Raw genomic sequence first — 15,603 nt, forward strand, 5'->3', positions numbered from 1 at the left:
ACCCGGTGCCGCCCCGGTCGCGGGGGCGCGCCGTTTGAACGGTGCCGGGGGCGGTAGGCGGTCGCGCATGCCCGATCACCGCGACCCGCGCCCGCCCGCACCTCCCCCCGCCGGACCGCCGCCCGGCCGCCTCCGCAACGGGCCGCCGGAGGCCCAGGGGCCGCGCCGGGCCCGACCGCCGGCACCCCTCGCGCCCTCCGGCGGGCCGGCGGGCGCGGGCCCGGCCGACCGGCGGGCCGCCCCCGACGCGCTCGTCCTGCGCGCGCTGGGGCTCGGGGACTTCCTGGCGGCCGTCCCCGCCCTGCGCGCCCTGCAGCGGGCGCTGCCCGGCCACCGCCTGCACCTGGCCGCGCCCGCCGCACAGCGCGCGCTGCTCGACCTCGCCGGGCTGGCCTGGCCCGTGGCCCCCACCGACCCGCTCCGGCCGCCCGCGTGGTCCGGCCCCCGGCCACCGGAGCTGGCGGTCAACCTGCACGGCAGCGGACCGCAGAGCGTCCGCACCCTCCAGGCCCTGGCACCCGCACGGCTGTGGACCCACGCCCACCCCGATCTCCCCGGCGTCCCCGGCCCCACCTGGGACGCCGACCTCCACGAGACCGACCGCTGGTGCCGCCTCCTGCACCACCACGGCGTGCCGGCCGACCCCGCCGACCTGCGCCTGGACCCGCCGCCCACCCCCTCGCCGCGCCCCGGCGCCGCCGTCCTGCACCCCGGCGCCGCCGCGCCCGCCCGGCGCTGGCCGCCGGACCGCTTCGCCGCGGCCGCCCGCCACCTCACCGCGCGCGGCCACCGCGTCGTCGTCACCGGCGGGCCCGGCGAACGCGCCCTCGCCGAACGGGTGGCGCGCGACGCCGGACTGCCCGGCGACGACGTCCTGGCCGGCCGCACCCCGCTGCCCGTCCTCGCCGCCCTCATCGCCGACGCCGCCCTCGTCCTGTGCGGCGACACCGGGGTGGCCCACCTGGCCACCGCCTACGGCACCCCGTCGGTGCGGCTGTTCGGTCCGGTCCCCCCCGCTCTGTGGGGACCGCGCACCGACCACGACCGGCACGTGTGCCTGTGGGCCGGCACCACCGGGGACCCGCACGCCGACCGGCCCGACCCCGGGCTGCTGCGCGTCACCACCGAAGCGGTCCTCGACGCCCTCGACGCCCTGGGCACGCTCCCCGCCGCTCCGCGGGCCGCCGCCGACCCGCGCTGATCCGCGCGGACGTGTTTCGGCCCGGCCGGTCGAGGTAGGGGCACCCGTACCGGGCCGAAGCGCCCAAGGACTCCCGGTGAGGGAGTCCGTCGGAGCCGAGGCGGGCCCCTCCCGTTCTGGGGGGAGCGGGGCGGGGCCCCTCGGCGGACCCACTCCGGTGGGCGCCCGCCCGGCGCGTGAGAGGTGAAGGACGAGGAGGGCCCCAACGGGCCCTCCTCGGTCGTGTGCCCGGCCCCCGGCACGGACACGGCGCGGCGCAGCGGACGGGCGCCGGGCCACCCCCGGGCGGCGCGGGGCCGCACCACCCCGCGCCACCGGGCGAGGACGCGCGCGGAGGGCCTCCCCTCGGGAGGCCCTCCAGGCGCGGTGCGGCCCGACCACCGGAGGCGGCCGGGCCGGGGGTCAGGACGAGCGGGCCTTGCGCGTGCGGGTCCGGCTCTCCTTCTGCAGCGCGTCCACCAGTTCGCCCTTGCTCATGCGCGACCGGCCCGACACGCCCAGCTCACGCGCCCGCGCGTACAGGTGCTCCTTGCTCGCGTTGGCGTCCACCCCGCCCGCGGACCCCGAGCCGCCGCCCTTGTTCCGCGCGTCCGGGTCGGCGGCGCGCCGGTCGGACGGCCCCTTGCCCTCCTTGGGCTCCCAGTGGTCGCCCACCTTCTCGAACCCGTGCTTGAGGGCGGAGAAAGCGGTGCGGTGCGCCCGCTCGCCCTCCCCGTAGCTGTCGACCGCGGAGTCGTGCGCCTTGATCCAGGTCTCCTGGGCCTTCTTCGGCGAGCGCTTGAGGGTGTCCGGTAGTTCGTCCCGCGCCGGCATGGCCGAGACCTCCTCCCTTGACGGCGGTGTTCCCGCCCGCCGAAGCGGGCGTTCCCCCTCGACTACCGCGAGCGCCCGGCCGCAAACCGGGCCCCGGCGTCACCCGCCGCCCGCCCCGTCCAACCGGTACAGGGCGTAGGGCCGGCGCAGCACCGGCAGGGCGACGTTGCGCACCCGCACCCCGCCCGCCGTCACCCCGCACTCCGTCCCGGCGTGCGCGTGCCCGTGCACGCCGAGCGCGGCCCCGCTGTCGTCGAGCGCCTCGGCCAGCAGGTAGTTGCCGAGAAAGGGGAAGATCTCCGGCGGCTCCCCGGTCAGCGTCTCCTTCACCGGCGCGTAGTGCGTGAGGCCCACCAGCAGGTCGGCGTCGAGCCCGCGCAGCGCCTCGCCCAGCGCCTCGGCGGCCTCGCGGCCGTGCCGGACGAAGTCCTTGGTCTCGCGCTCGCCGAACTCGGTCGCGCACTTGCCGGCGAACCCGCCGCCGAACCCCTTGACCCCGGCGACGCCCAGCCGCCCGCCCGGGCAGTCGACCACCGTCCCCTCGCCCTCCAGGACGGTGATCCCCTCGCCGCGCATCAGCTCGGTGATCTCCTTCTGCGCGTCCGAGTGGTGGTCGTGGTTGCCCAGCACCGCGATCACCGGGACCCCCAGGTCGCGGAACTCCTCGGCGACGACCCGGCCCTCGTCCACCGTGCCGTGCTTGGTGAGGTCGCCCGCCAGCAGCAGCGCGTCGGCCTCGTCGGGCAGGCCGGCGAGCCGCTCGCGGTACTGTCCGCGCATCGCCTCGTCCAGGTGGACGTCGCCCACCGCCGCGATCGTGATCATGGCAGCCGCTCCTCCGCTGTGTCGCCGTCGATCCGGGCCACGGTCAACTCGTCGTACACCTCGTGGCCGGGCAGGTTCTCCCGGGCCACCTCCACGACGGCCCGCCGCCGCTCCTCGCACGCCACCTCCCCGGTGAGGTGCACGTCGCGGTCGCGGACCCGCACCTCGATTCCCAGCTCGTTGGTGCGCGGGTCCTCGGCCAGGGCCCGCCGCAGCCGGCCCACCTTGTACTGCGGGCGCTCCTCGGCCATGCCGATCGCCTCCCCTAGTCGGTGTCGTCGATCACGTCGAGTTCGCGCAGCAGGAACAGGAACGCGCGCGCGTAGGGCGAGTCGGCGACCGCCGCCTCCACCCGGTCCCAGTCGGCCTGCTCGCGCAGCGCGCGGACCGTCAGCAGCGGCCCGCTGAAGTCGCACTCGTGCTCGGTGAAGGCGCGCAGCCGCATGACCAGCAGGTCGGTCGCGTCGAGCACCGGCACCAGGACGGACTCGACCATGAGGGGGGTGGCGCGCTCCAGCATCTCCCGGCTCACGGGCACCCCGCCCGGCCGGTGGATCAGGTCGATCGGGGTGTCCCCGTCGCGCGCCTTGGCCAACCAGTCCTCCGACGCCTCCTCGACGGTCATGCCCGTCTCCTCCAAGGCGGCGAGGGCTTTGCCGACGTCCTCCTCGCAGAGCACGAAGTCGACGTCGTGCGCCGGGAAGGACGGGGGTGCGCCGCGCGCGTAGGCGGCGAAACTGCCGCTGAGCGCGAACGGGACGCCCTGCTCCTTGAGCGTCTTGGCGATGCGTTTGAGGGTGGTCAGCAGGACCTGCGTCTCCGGCCCTTTGGTCATCGGCTCCCCCCGGGAGTCCTGGTAGCGTCTCCGGCCGCCGGGCTCCGTCGCGGCGCCCGGCGGCCGCCTGGGGCACCGCTACCACAGGCCCAGCGGGGCAAACCGCGCCCCCGGGTTTCGCCGCCCCGCGCACCGGTAGTGGGACGGGCAACCACCACGGAGGGAGCCCGGACATGCATGTGCGAACGGTGACCGTCGAGGCCGACGGCGCCGCCCTGCCCGGCGACCTCGCGGCCGGACCGGACCCCGTCGGCGTGATCGTGTTCGCCCACGGCAGCGGCAGTTCGCGGCGCAGTGCGCGCAACACCGCCGTCGCCCAGGCGCTGCACACGCGCGGCTACGCCACCCTGCTGCTCGACCTGCTCACCGAGGAGGAGGCGCGGGAGGACGAGACCACCCGCTCCCTGCGCTTCGACATCGACCTGCTGACCCGGCGGCTGACCGCCGCGGTCGACGCGGCCGCCGCCCACCCCGCGACGACCGGCCGGCCCATCGGCCTGTTCGGGGCCAGCACCGGCGCCGCCGCCGCCCTGCGCACGGCCGCCGAGCGGCCCGATCTGGTGGGCGCCGTTGTGGGCCGGGGCGGGCGGGTGGACCTCGCCGGGGACGCAGTGGGGGGCGTCGCCGTCCCCGTCCTGCTGATCGTGGGCAGCGCCGACGAGGACGTGGTCCGGCTCAGCTTCGAGGCGGTCGACCGGATGCACGTCGCCGCCGAGGTGCACCTCGTCCCGGGCGCCACCCACCTGTTCCCCGAGCCCGGCGCGCTGGAGCAGGTCGCCGGCGCGGCCATGGCCTGGTTCGACGACCACCTCGGCGCGGACCGCTCCCACGGGCGCTGATCCGCCGACCCGCTGACGGCCCGCGCGCCCCTCCCCCGGGCGGGGTGCGCGGGCCCTCGTGTGCGCGGCCGCGCGTGCGGCCGGGGAGGGTGCGGAAGCGGGGGCGCGGATCGCGGTAGCGGACCGCCTGGGTCGGTGAGGGGGCGCGGAGCGCCTCGGGCGGGCGTTCGGGCCGGGCGCGGGAGCGGGGCCCGGGAAGGGCGGAAGGCGGGAAGGACGGGCGGTGGCCGCACCGGACGCGGGGCGGGGACCGGGCCGGGACGCCGACGGTGCTGGACGGGTGTCGCGGCGTCCCGGCCGCACCCCGTGGGCCGGCGCCGGGCGACTCCCCCCGAAGTCCACCGGGCGCCGACCGCGCGGAGGGGGCCGCGACCGGGCCGCGGACCGCCTCCGGGGGCGGTGCGGGCGCCCGTGGGAAGGTGCGGGCGCCGGATGCGCCACCGCGGCCCTGGGGACCGGGCGGCGCGCACCCCCCACCTATCCGCCGATCGGCGGTTCATGCGCGGGCAATGGCGGCTTCTTTACCCGGATTGCCGTCCGCGCATGTCAGCGGGGTCACAGCCGCCCGGGAATTTCCGGGTATGGGGCCCGGTTCTCTTCCGGGAACGGCCGCGCCACCGGACTTCGGCGCCCACCGCCCGCTCAGTGGGGGTGGCAGGGGCCCTCCGCGCCCCCCGTGGTCCGACTCACAGCACGCAAAGCGCCGGTCATCCGGGATCCAACGTTCGGTGGTTCAGATCACGGGACGTTCATGGGAACACCGGGATTGTCCGTTATGGGTGCCGTGTTGCAGCCGGGGTGTCCCGCTCTTGGGACCGTTCAGGTGCCTCCGCCGCTCGGCGGGCCGTGTGCCGCCTTCATCACCGCATCTGCACGTTTTCGTATGCCTTTCGGAGTTTTCTGTTGAGCCTCACCGCCGTACGCCCGCGCCGTCCGGCCGCCGCCGTCCCCGCACCGTCCCCGACCCCGGCCCCCGAGACGCCCCGCCGTCCCCGCCGGTCCGTCGTCCTGCTGGTCTTCGTGCTGGGCATGCTCTCGGCCACCAGCTCGCTGGCCACCGACCTCTACCTGCCCGCCTTCCCGCAGATCGCCCACGACCTGGGCGCGACCGAGTCGCAGGTGCAGCTCACCCTCACCGCGGTGATGGTGGGCCTGGCCGTCGGGCAGATCATCGTCGGCCCGCTCAGCGACCGCTTCGGACGGCGGGTCCCGCTGCTGATCGGAGTCGCGGTGTTCACCGCGACCTCCTTCCTGTGCATGGTCGTCACCTCCGCTGAGATGTTCACGGCCGTCCGGCTCCTCCAGGGCCTGGCCGCGGCGGTCTCCGCCGTGGTCTCACGGGCCGTCGTACGCGACGTCTTCGACGGCGACTCCGCCGCGCGGCTGTTCTCGCGCCTGACGCTGATCGTCGGCCTGGCGCCGATGCTCGGCCCGATCATGGGCGGCCAGCTCCTGCTGTTCGGCCCGTGGCAGCTGCTGTTCGCCGTGCTCGGCGCGGCCGGTGTCGCCGGGTTCGCCCTGGTCTACTTCGGCCTGCCGGAGAGCCTGCCGCACAGCGAGCGCGTCCGCCAGGACCCGAAGGCCACCCTGCGGCTGTTCGGCCGCCTGCTCCGCGACCCGGCGTTCATCGCGCCGACGCTGACCATGGGCTTCAGCTTCGCGATGACCTTCACCTACATCTCCGCGTTCTCGTTCGTCTCCCAGTCGGAGTTCGGCGCGACCGCGCAGCAGTTCTCGATCATCTTCGGCATCAACACCCTCGGCATGATCATCGGCAACCAGGTCAACGCCGCGCTGATCACCCGGATGGACACCCCGCGCCGGCTCATCGCCGGCCTGCTCGGGGCCACCGCCTCGGTGGCCGCCCTGGGCGGCCTGCACCTGACCGGCAACGCCACGCTGGTGACCGTCACCGCGGTGCTGTTCGTGATGATGTTCTTCACCGGCCTGATCTCGCCGAACGCCACGACGCTGGCCATCGTCAGCCGGCCGACGTCGGAGGCGGGCAGCGCCTCGGCGCTGCTGGGCACGCTCCAGTTCGCCTTCGGCGGCGCGCTGGCCGCCGCCGCCGGGCTCACCAGCACCGGCGAGGCGACCCTGGGCAGCATGGCCCTGGTCATGGTGGTGACGTCGCTGGCGGCGACGGGCGTCTACCTCGCGCTCGTGCTGCGGCGGCGGAGCGTCTCCCTCGCGGCGGCCTGAGGCCGGGCGGCACCGGCCGTACAAAGGGAGGGGCGGACACGCGCGGTCGTGTCCGCCCCTTTCGCATGCCCGCGGTCCGGCGGCAGCCCCGCGATCGGACGATTAGATCCGGCACCTTTACGACATAGATTTACTTTTGCGCCTTGAGCCCCTTCAGCGCCCGATGTCCGTTCCGTCCGGCGGGGGCGTCAGTCGCGGAGCCGCAGTGCCAGGAACAGGTCGACCCGGTCCTCCAGTCGGGACAGGTCGCGCCCGGTCAGCTCCTCCACCCGGCCGATGCGGTACCGCAGCGTGTTGACGTGGACGTGCATCGCCGCCGCGCACCGCTGCCAGGAGCCGGAGTGCTCCAGGAACCGGCGCAGCGTCGCGACCAGGTCGGAGCGGTGGTCGCGGTCGTAGGCCAGCAGCGGGCCCAGCAGGCGGTCGCGGTAGGAGGTCCGCACATCCTCGGGCACCGACGCCAGCAGCAGCTCGTGGGAGTCGATCTCGGCGCCGGCGATCACCCGCGACCGCCCGCCGCGGACCTCGGCCAGCCGCCGCGCGTGCCGCGCCTCGACCGCCGCCCCGCGCAGCCCCGCGACCCCCGCCACCGGCGAGGCCACCCCCACCGCCAGCCGGTGCTCGGCGAGCCCGGCCTCCAGGACCCGGGCGCCGCGCACGAGTTCGGCGCGCACGGCCTCGGCCGCCCCCGCCGGACCGCCGCCGCCCACCCGCACCACCGCCAGCGCCTCGTCCTCCCCCGCGACCACCGCGCCGGGCGTCCCGGCGAGCAGCTCCGCGGTGACCCGGCGCGCCAGGCCGGCGGTCCGGGGCGCGGGCAGCAGCGCCGCGCTCACCACGACGTGCGCCGCGCCCGCGCCGCCGGCGCCGCCGTCGTCGGCCGGCAGCCGCAGCAGGGCGGCCGCCTCGGAGAAGCGCTGGGCCGCCAGCAGCCGCGGCAGCCCTTCGACGTGGCGCGCCTCGTCCTGCTCCCGCTCCTCGGCGCGGCTGCGCGCCAGCGCCGCCAGGGCGCCCAGCTCGGCCACCGCCTCGCGCACCTCCTCCGACGCCGCCTCCGGGTCGCCCTCGACCACCAGCAGCCACCCGGCCAGGGGGTGGCCGCCGCGCGTGCGCACAGGCGCGACGACGGCCGCGCGCGGGCCCCCCGCGGCGGGCAGCTCGACCCGGCGCGGGAACGCCCCCGGGGTCAGCGCCCGCTCGGCGGCGAGTTCGCGGTCGGCGGCCGGCATGCCGGGCCCGGCGGACGCGACGGCCCGCCCGGTGCTCGACAGCACCCAGGCGCGCAGCCCCGCCTCGGCGGCGGCCTCGGCGAACGCGGCCGGGAAGTCGGCGCCGGCCGCGACGTCGGCGAGCAGCCGGCGGTGCCGGTCGCGGGTGGCGGCCAGCGCGGTCCGCCGGAGCGCGTCGCGGCTGCGCAGGACCTCCTCGGTGATCTCGGCGAACGAGGTCGCGGCGGGCACCTCCAGCAGCGGCAGCCCGTGCCGGGCGCACGCCGCGACGAGGTCGTCGGGCACCTCCCCCAGCGCGGTGCCCGCGGCCAGGCAGGCGGCGCCCGCGGCCGCCACGGAGGAGACGAACTCCTCGGAGTCGGCGGGGCCGGTGCGCCACATCATGCCGGTGAGCACGATCTCGCCGCCGGACAGGTAGCGCTCGGGGCGGAGCAGGTCGGTGGTGTAGGCGCCGGTGACGTCGCGGTCGACGCGGTCGGCGCCGGCGAGGACGCGCAGCCGCAGCCGCGCGACCGCGACCAGCTCGGCGATGCGCATGGAGTCCCCTCACTAGGCCGGGGTCAGGGCGCGGCCGTGTCGGGCGCGGCCGGCACCGCGCCGGTCCGCGTGGCGGACACGTTAGCCCACCCCCGGACTTGTAGGAAAGAACGAAGCGGGGCGGTGGCGCGGACGCCGTCTTCATGGATTCGCGTTCTGGTTCCCGCGCGAACCGGAGTGGTCTACTTCACACAGGCGCCGATCAACGGGCGGCGACCGGCCCGGTGAACGATCCGCGACACGGCGACGAACGAGGACACCTATGGACTTCCTGAGCCCTTCCACCTGGGAGGAGGCGCTCGCCGCCAAGAGCGAGCACCCCGACGCGGTGCCGATCATGGGCGGGACCGACGTCATGGTCGAACTCAACTTCGACCGGCGCCGCCCGCCCGCGCTGCTCGACCTCACCCGCGTCCCCGAGCTGACCGCGTGGGGGCCCGACGGGCCGCACCTGCGCCTGGGCGCGGGCGTCTGCTACACCGACGTCATCGCCCACCTGGGCGACCGCGCCCCGGCCCTGGCCCAGGCGTCGCGGTCGGTCGCCTCGCCGCAGATCCGCAACCGCGGCACGGTCGGCGGCAACCTCGGCGGGGCCTCCCCCGCCGGCGACGCCCACCCGCCGCTGCTGGCCACCGGCGCCGAGGTCGAACTTGCGTCGGTGCGCGGGGTGCGGCGGGTGCCGATCCGCGAGTTCTACGTCGGGTTCCGGCAGACGGCGCGGCGGCCCGACGAGCTGATCGCGGCCGTGCTGCTGCCCGCGCCGCGCGGTCCGCAGGCGTTCAGCAAGATCGGGCCGCGCAACGCCATGGTGATCTCCGTGGCGTCGTTCGCGCTGGCGCTGGACGGCGACGCCCGCACGGTCGGCACCGGCATCGGGTCGGCGGGGCCGACCCCGCTGCGGGCGCCCGACGCCGAGCGGTTCCTGGCCGAGCGCTTCGACTGGGACGGCGGCACCCCGCCCGCCCCCGCCGACGTGCACAAGTTCGGCGAACTCGTCGCCGAGGCCGCCCGGCCCATCGACGACGTGCGCGGCAGCGCCGCCTACCGGCGCCGCTCCCTGGCGGTCATGGCCCGCCGCGCGCTCGCCTGGACCGCCACCGACTACCGCGAGGGGACCGCGAGATGCGCGTGACATTCGAGGTCAACGGCGAGCCCGTGACCGCCGACGACGTCTGGCCCGGCGAGAGCCTGCTCTACGTGCTGCGCGAGCGGCTGGGCCTGCCGGGCAGCAAGAACGCCTGCGAGCAGGGCGAGTGCGGGTCGTGCACGGTCTACCTGGACGGGGTGACCGCGTGCGCCTGCCTGGTCGCCGCCGGGCAGTGCGCGGGCCGCAGCGTCCGCACCGTGGAGGGCCTGGCGGAGGCCGGGCCGGACGGCGAGCGGCGGCTGGCCGCCGTGCAGGAGGCGTTCGTCGAGGCCGGGGCCGTGCAGTGCGGATTCTGCACCCCGGGCCTGCTCGTGCAGGCCGACGACCTGCTGGAGCGGACGGCCCGCGCCGGGCGGGGCGTGCCCGGGGACCCGGAGATCCGGGAGGCCCTCGCGGGCAACCTGTGCCGGTGCACCGGCTACGAGAAGATCCTCGACGCGGTCCGCCTCGCGGCCGCCCGCGAGGCCGGGACCACCGAAGGGGGTGCGGCGTGAGCGCCGTCGTCATCGAGGGGGCGCACGTCGCCACCGTCAGCGGGGCCGAGTACCCCGACGGGCACGTGGTGGCGGTGGACGGCCGCATCACCGCCGTCGGCGCCGGCCCCGCCCCGGACGCGCCGGCCGGCGCCCGCCGGATCGACGGGCGCGGCCACCTGCTCACCCCGGGCCTGGTCAACAGCCACAACCACCTCTACCAGTGGGCGACCCAGGGGCTGTTCGCCGACGCCACCCTGTTCGAGTGGCTGGTGGGCTCCTACGACATCTGGCACCGGCTGGACGCCGAGGTGGTGGCCGGCACGACGACGGCGGGCACCGCGTGGCTGGCGCTGTCGGGGTGCACGACCGTCTCCGACCACCACTACATCTTCCCGGCGGGCCGGGGCGACATCGTCGCCGCGGAGGTCGAGGCCGCCCGCCGGGTCGGGGTCCGGCTGGACCTCGCGCGCGGGTCGATGGACCGGGGCCGCTCCTCGGGCGGGCTGCCGCCCGACGCGGTGGTGGAGACCCTCGACGGCGCCCTGGCCGGGACCTCGGCGGCGATCGACGCCCACCACGACCCGGCGTTCGACGCGATGACGCGGGTCGCCGTCGCCCCCTGCTCCCCGTTCTCGGTGAGCCGGGAGCTGATGACCGGCGCCGCCGAGCTGGCCAGGTCGCGCGGCGTCCGCCTGCACACCCACCTCGCCGAGACCGTGGACGAGGAGGAGCAGTGCCGGGCCGAGTTCGGCTGCACCCCCGCGGAGTACGCCGAGAAGCTCGGCTGGCTCGGCGAGGACGTGTGGCTCGCCCACGCCGTGCACCTGTCGGACGCGGCGATCGCCCGCATCGCCGCCACCGGCACCGGGATCGCCCACTGCCCCACCTCCAACGCCCGCCTGGGCGCCGGCATCTGCCGCACCACCGAACTCCTCGCGGCCGGGGTGCCGGTGGGGCTCGGAGTGGACGGCCCGGCGTCCAGCGAGCTGTCCGGGGTGGTCGGGGAGATCCACCAGGCGGTGCTGATGGCGCGCGCCCGCAAGGGGCCGCAGGCGCTCAGCGCCCGCCAGGCGCTGCACATGGCCACCCTCGGCGGGGCGCGCTGCCTGGGCCGCGCGGACGAGCTGGGCGCGATCGCCCCCGGCCGGCTCGCCGACCTCGCGCTGTGGCGGGTCGACGGGTTCGGCCACGGCGTGGTGGACGACCCGGTGGTGGCGCTCGCGTTCGGGCCGCCGCCCCCGCTGGAGCTGCTGCTCGTCGGCGGGTCGCCCGTCGTGGAGCGCGGCGAGCTGCGCACCGTCTCCTCCGGCGAGGCCGCCCGCGCGGGCCGCGCCGCCCACACCCGACTGCTCCAGGAGGTGGACCGCTGATGCCCCGCACCGCGACCCCCGCCGCGTTCACCAGTACGACCCGCGACGGCGTCGGCGCGAGCCCGCGCCGGCCCGACGGGACCCTCAAGGTCACCGGAGAGTTCGCCTACTCCTCCGACATGTGGGCGGCGGACATGCTCTGGGGCATGACCCTGCGCAGCCCGCACCCGCACGCGCGCATCCTCGGCATCGACGTCACCGAGGCGGTGCGGCTGCCGGGCGTGTACGCCGTGCTGACCCACGAGGACGTGCCCGGGGAGAAGCGCTACGGGCTGGAGTACCAGGACCAGCCGGTGCTCGCGTTCGGCAAGGTCCGCTACAAGGGCGAACCGGTGGCGATCGTCGCCGCCGACCACCCCGAGACCGCGCGCCGCGCCCTGGACCGCATCCGCGTGGACTACGAGGTGCTGGCCCCGGTGTCCGACCCGCGCCGCGCCGCGTTCGACCCCGACTGCCCGCTGGTCCACGAGGCGGGGTCGCTGCCCGTCCACGAGCACTACCGCCAGTCGGGCAACCGGGTCCGCTACCAGCCCATCCGCACCGGCGCGTTCGCCGACGGCACCCCGGTGGCGGAGCTGCGCGCCCGCGCCGCCGCCGTGGTCACCGGCGAGTACGAGGTGGGCATGCAGGACCAGGCGTTCCTCGGCCCGGAGTCGGGCATGGCGGTGCCCGCCGAGGACGGCGGCGTGGACCTGTACATCGCCACCCAGTGGCTGCACGTGGACCAGCGCCAGATCGCGCCCTGCCTGGGGCTGCCGCAGGACAAGGTGCGGCTGACGCTGGCAGGGGTGGGCGGCGCGTTCGGCGCCCGCGAGGACCTGTCCATGCAGATCCACGCGTGCCTGCTCGCGCTGCGGACCGGCCGCCCGGTCAAGGTCGTCTACAACCGCGAGGAGTCGTTCTACGGCCACGTGCACCGGCACCCCGCGACGATGCGCTTCGAGCACGGCGCGGCGGCCGACGGCACCCTGCTCTACGCCACCCTGGAGATCATCCTGGACGGCGGCGCCTACGCGTCGGCCACCCCGGCGGTGGTGGGCGTCGCCTCGTCGCTGGGCCTGGGGCCCTACGAGATCCCGCACACGCGGGTGGACGCCTACGGGGTCTACACGACCAACCCGCCGTGCGGCGCGATGCGCGGGTTCGGCGCGGTGCAGGCGTGCTTCGGCTACGAGTCGCAGATGGACCGGCTCGCCGCCGAACTCGGCCTGCACCCGGTCGAGCTGCGGGTCCGCAACGCTATGGCGCAGGGGTCGCGGCTGATCACCGGGCAGGTGATCGACGCGCCCCTGCCGATGGCCGACATGCTGCGGCGCGCCCGCGCCCTGCCGCTGCCGCCGGCCCGCGCCGACCTGCCCGACCCCGCCGACCTGCGGACCCTGCCGGGCGGGGTGGCCAACACCAGCCACGGCGAGGGCGTGGTGCGCGGGGTCGGCTACGGGGTGGGGCTGAAGAACCTGTGCTACTCCGAGGGCTTCGACGACTACTCCACCGCCCGGGTGCGCCTGGAGGTCGTCGGCGGTGAACCGGTCGCCCTGGTGCACACGGCCGCCGCCGAGGTGGGGCAGGGCCTCATCACGGTGAAGGGCCAGATCGCGCGCACCGAGCTGGGCGTGGAGCGGGTGGTGGTCCACCCGGCCGACACCCGGGTGGGGTCGTCGGGGTCGTCGTCGGCGTCGCGCCAGTCCTACATGACCGGCGGCGCCGTGAAGACGGCGTGCGAGGCGGTGCGGGCCCGGGTGTTCGACCTGGTCCGCGAGCGCGGCCTGGTGCCCGCCGACCGCCCCGACGCCGACCTGTCGCTGGTGGGCGGCAAGGTCGTCTCGGCCGCCGACGGGGTGGTGGCCGGCCTCGCCGAGGCGCTGGGCCCCGACGCCGTCGAGGAGACCCGCGAGTTCCACCACCGGCCCACCGAGGCGCTCGACCCCACGACCGGGCAGGGCGCGTCGCACACCCAGTTCGGGATGTGCGTGCACCGCGCGGTCGTGGACGTCGACGTGGAGCTGGGGCTGGTCAAGGTGGTGGCGCTCGACGCCGTGCAGGACGTGGGCCGGGTGCTGCACCCGCAGCAGCTCCTCGGCCAGATCCAGGGCGGCGCGACGCAGGGGCTGGGCCTGGCCCTCATGGAGGAGGTGCAGGTCCGCGACGGCGAGATCCGCAACCCGTCGTTCACCGACTACCTGATCCCGACCATCCTCGACACGCCGCCCATGCGCATCGAAGTGCTGGAGCACCCCGACCCGCACGCCCCGTACGGCCTGCGCGGCGCCGGGGAGCCGCCGACCCTGTCGTCGACCCCGGCGGTGGTGGCGGCGGTGCGCGACGCGACCGGCCGGGCGCTGGCCCGCGTCCCGGTCCGCCCCGAGGACATCCTCGGCTTGTAGACCCCCGCCGCCGCGCCGCCGGCGCGGCGGCGGACCGGACCGCCCGCCCCGGCCCGCCGGCGCCCATCGGCGCCGGGCCGGGCGGTCCCGTCTTCGCCCGCGCCCGCCGCCCGGCGGGCCGCCCGCCCCGGCGGGCGCGGCGCGAACCGCAGTCCCGCGCGCCCTCGGCCACCCGCGCACACCCCGCACCGGACACGCGGGGTGACCGAGGACGCACCCCGAGCGACGGACCGCCGGTCCGCGCGCCCCGCGCCTCCCTGGAGGGCACATGACCCGACACCACACGGCCGACCCGCGGCGGCGGGACCGCGGCGGGCGGTCCCGCGTCGACCGGTTCTTCGCCGTCACCGAACGCGGCTCCACCTACGCGCAGGAGGTCCGCGGCGGCCTCACGACGTTCATGGCGATGGCCTACATCATCGTCCTCAACCCGATCATCCTCAGCGGGGCGACCGACGTCGACGGCCACGCGCCCACGGTCGCCCAGCTCACCACCATGACCGCGCTCGCGGCCGGCCTGGTCACCATCCTCATGGGCGTGGTGGGCCGGGCGCCCATCGCGTGCGCGGCGGCGCTCGGCGTGATGGCCGTCGTCGCCTACCAGGCGGTCCCGCTGATGACCTGGCCCGAGGCGATGGGGCTGGTGGTGTGGCAGGGGGTGGTCATCATCCTGATGGTGGTCACCGGCATCCGCACCGCCGTGATGCACGCGCTGCCGCACGACCTGAAGCTCGCGATCGGGGTGGGCATCGGCCTGTTCGTCGCCCTCATCGGGCTGGCCAACGCCGGGTTCGTCAGCGCCGGCGAGGGCAAGCTGCTGCAGATGGGCACGACCGGCCACCTCACCGGGTGGCCGGTCGTGGTGTTCGTGGTGGGGCTGCTGGTGGCGGCGGTGCTGCTGGCCCGCCGGGTGCCGGGCGCCATCTTCTACGGCATCGTCACGGCCACGGTCGTCGCCGCGGCGGTCACCTACGCGTTCGGGGTGCCCGACGCGGAGTGGGGCACCGCGGTGCCGCGGCTGCCGGCGGACCTGGTGACCGCGCCGGACTTCTCGCTGCTGTTCCAGGTCGACCTGTTCGGGGCGTGGACGTCGGCCGGGCCGGCGAGCGCGGCGGTCATCCTGTTCACCCTGGTGCTGGCCGGCTTCTTCGACGCGCTGGGCACCGTCCTGGCCGTGGGCACCCGGGCGGGGCTGACCGACGCCGACGGCCAGATGCCCGGCACCAGCCGCATCCTGGCCGTCGACGGCGCGGGCGCGGTGGTGGGCGGGCTGACCGGGTCGTCGGCCACGCTGGTGTTCGTGGAGTCGACCGCGGGGGTGTCCGAGGGCGCCCGCACCGGGCTGGCCGGCGTCGTCACCGGGGGGATGTTCCTGCTGGCGGTGCTGTTCGCGCCGGTGTTCGGCATGGTCCCGGGGCAGGCGGCGTCGTGCGCGCTGGTCCTGGTCGGGGCCATGATGATGATGGGCGTGGGCCGGATCGCGTGGGACGACGTGTCGGTGGCGATCCCGGCGTTCCTGACCATCGCCCTGATGCCGTTCACCTACGACATCGCGACCGGGATCGGGGCGGGCGTCATCGCCTTCACCGTGATCCGGTCGGCGAGCGGGCGGCTGCGCGAGGTCGGCTGGCTGATGTGGGTGCTGTCCGCGGTGTTCGGGTGCCACTTCGCGCTGGCCGGGATCGAGCGGCTGCTCGGCGTGTGACCCGGCGGCCGGCGGCCCGCCCCGTGCGCGGGGGCGGGCC

At 76.5% G+C, this 15,603-nt stretch carries 13 protein-coding genes; 8 read left to right on the top strand and 5 right to left on the bottom strand.

Features of this window, described 5'->3' with window-relative positions:
• Positions 1 to 67: 67 nt before the first annotated feature.
• Positions 68 to 1,201, top strand: a complete 1,134-nt coding sequence (locus tag NT8_RS05365) for a glycosyltransferase family 9 protein (RefSeq protein WP_084468657.1) — start codon at positions 68 to 70, stop codon at positions 1,199 to 1,201.
• A gap of 402 nt (positions 1,202 to 1,603) precedes the next feature.
• Here the strand turns inward: NT8_RS05365 and NT8_RS05370 are convergent, their stop codons facing one another.
• The 4 genes from NT8_RS05370 to NT8_RS05385 form a co-directional block, all read right to left on the bottom strand.
• A complete protein-coding gene (locus NT8_RS05370) occupies positions 1,604 to 2,014 on the bottom strand; it encodes a ChaB family protein (protein ID WP_067964869.1) in 411 nt (136 codons plus the stop codon).
• Positions 2,015 to 2,113: 99 nt separating this feature from the next.
• The gene (locus NT8_RS05375) at positions 2,114 to 2,839 is read right to left on the bottom strand and encodes a metallophosphoesterase family protein (RefSeq protein ID WP_067964871.1); all 726 of its coding nucleotides are present in this window, start codon (positions 2,837 to 2,839) and stop codon (positions 2,114 to 2,116) included.
• On the bottom strand, positions 2,836 to 3,090 hold the full coding sequence (locus NT8_RS30665; RefSeq protein ID WP_067964873.1) for a BON domain-containing protein: 255 nt from the start codon (positions 3,088 to 3,090) through the stop codon (positions 2,836 to 2,838). Before NT8_RS30665 ends, NT8_RS05375 begins: the two co-directional genes overlap by 4 nt.
• A 14-nt stretch (positions 3,091 to 3,104) precedes the next feature.
• On the bottom strand, positions 3,105 to 3,674 hold the full coding sequence (locus tag NT8_RS05385; RefSeq protein WP_067964875.1) for a nucleotidyltransferase: 570 nt from the start codon (positions 3,672 to 3,674) through the stop codon (positions 3,105 to 3,107).
• Positions 3,675 to 3,847: 173 nt separating this feature from the next.
• Here NT8_RS05385 and NT8_RS05390 point away from each other — a divergent pair, with 173 nt between their 5' ends.
• Positions 3,848 to 4,513, top strand: coding sequence for a dienelactone hydrolase family protein (locus NT8_RS05390; protein WP_067964877.1), 666 nt, complete (start codon positions 3,848 to 3,850; stop codon positions 4,511 to 4,513).
• Between the two features lie 903 nt (positions 4,514 to 5,416).
• Positions 5,417 to 6,715, top strand: coding sequence for a multidrug effflux MFS transporter (locus NT8_RS05395; RefSeq protein WP_067964879.1), 1,299 nt, complete (start codon positions 5,417 to 5,419; stop codon positions 6,713 to 6,715).
• A gap of 188 nt (positions 6,716 to 6,903) precedes the next feature.
• Here the strand turns inward: NT8_RS05395 and NT8_RS05400 are convergent, their stop codons facing one another.
• Positions 6,904 to 8,481 (bottom strand): PucR family transcriptional regulator, encoded by a 1,578-nt coding sequence (locus tag NT8_RS05400; RefSeq protein WP_067964880.1) that lies wholly within the window; start codon positions 8,479 to 8,481, stop codon positions 6,904 to 6,906.
• Between the two features lie 262 nt (positions 8,482 to 8,743).
• Here NT8_RS05400 and NT8_RS05405 point away from each other — a divergent pair, with 262 nt between their 5' ends.
• The 5 genes from NT8_RS05405 to NT8_RS05425 all read left to right on the top strand — a co-directional run bounded on the left by NT8_RS05405 (position 8,744) and on the right by NT8_RS05425 (position 15,563).
• Complete coding sequence (locus tag NT8_RS05405; protein WP_067964882.1) at positions 8,744 to 9,613, top strand: FAD binding domain-containing protein; 870 nt, start codon at positions 8,744 to 8,746, stop codon at positions 9,611 to 9,613.
• Positions 9,604 to 10,122, top strand: a complete 519-nt coding sequence (locus NT8_RS05410; protein WP_067964884.1) for a (2Fe-2S)-binding protein — start codon at positions 9,604 to 9,606, stop codon at positions 10,120 to 10,122. Before NT8_RS05405 ends, NT8_RS05410 begins: the two co-directional genes overlap by 10 nt.
• The gene (locus NT8_RS05415; RefSeq protein ID WP_067964886.1) at positions 10,119 to 11,474 is read left to right on the top strand and encodes an 8-oxoguanine deaminase; all 1,356 of its coding nucleotides are present in this window, start codon (positions 10,119 to 10,121) and stop codon (positions 11,472 to 11,474) included. The genes NT8_RS05410 and NT8_RS05415 overlap by 4 nt, the downstream gene beginning before the upstream one ends.
• Positions 11,474 to 13,858, top strand: a complete 2,385-nt coding sequence (gene pucD, locus NT8_RS05420; RefSeq protein ID WP_067964888.1) for a xanthine dehydrogenase subunit D — start codon at positions 11,474 to 11,476, stop codon at positions 13,856 to 13,858. The genes NT8_RS05415 and pucD overlap by 1 nt, the downstream gene beginning before the upstream one ends.
• 268 nt (positions 13,859 to 14,126) lie before the next feature.
• Entirely contained in the window at positions 14,127 to 15,563 is a 1,437-nt protein-coding gene (locus tag NT8_RS05425) for an NCS2 family permease (RefSeq protein WP_067964889.1), read from the top strand.
• The last annotated feature ends 40 nt before the right edge of the window (positions 15,564 to 15,603 follow it).

It is taken from the genome of Nocardiopsis trehalosi NBRC 14201, assembly GCF_001552555.1.
GTDB lineage: Bacteria > Actinomycetota > Actinomycetes > Streptosporangiales > Streptosporangiaceae > Nocardiopsis_B > Nocardiopsis_B trehalosi.

Excerpts from the sequence above, each read along its gene's own strand:
- NT8_RS30665 (WP_067964873.1), bottom strand. The coding sequence starts at position 3,090 with ATGGCCGAGGAGCGCCCGCAGTACAAGGTGGGCCGGCTGCGGCGGGCC.
- NT8_RS05400 (WP_067964880.1), bottom strand. The coding sequence starts at position 8,481 with ATGCGCATCGCCGAGCTGGTCGCGGTCGCGCGGCTGCGGCTGCGCGTC.
- NT8_RS05365 (WP_084468657.1), top strand. The coding sequence starts at position 68 with ATGCCCGATCACCGCGACCCGCGCCCGCCCGCACCTCCCCCCGCCGGA.
- NT8_RS05375 (WP_067964871.1), bottom strand. The coding sequence starts at position 2,839 with ATGATCACGATCGCGGCGGTGGGCGACGTCCACCTGGACGAGGCGATG.
- NT8_RS05410 (WP_067964884.1), top strand. The coding sequence starts at position 9,604 with ATGCGCGTGACATTCGAGGTCAACGGCGAGCCCGTGACCGCCGACGAC.
- NT8_RS05390 (WP_067964877.1), top strand. The coding sequence starts at position 3,848 with ATGCATGTGCGAACGGTGACCGTCGAGGCCGACGGCGCCGCCCTGCCC.
- pucD (WP_067964888.1), top strand. The coding sequence starts at position 11,474 with ATGCCCCGCACCGCGACCCCCGCCGCGTTCACCAGTACGACCCGCGAC.
- NT8_RS05405 (WP_067964882.1), top strand. The coding sequence starts at position 8,744 with ATGGACTTCCTGAGCCCTTCCACCTGGGAGGAGGCGCTCGCCGCCAAG.
- NT8_RS05425 (WP_067964889.1), top strand. The coding sequence starts at position 14,127 with ATGACCCGACACCACACGGCCGACCCGCGGCGGCGGGACCGCGGCGGG.
- NT8_RS05385 (WP_067964875.1), bottom strand. The coding sequence starts at position 3,674 with ATGACCAAAGGGCCGGAGACGCAGGTCCTGCTGACCACCCTCAAACGC.
- NT8_RS05370 (WP_067964869.1), bottom strand. The coding sequence starts at position 2,014 with ATGCCGGCGCGGGACGAACTACCGGACACCCTCAAGCGCTCGCCGAAG.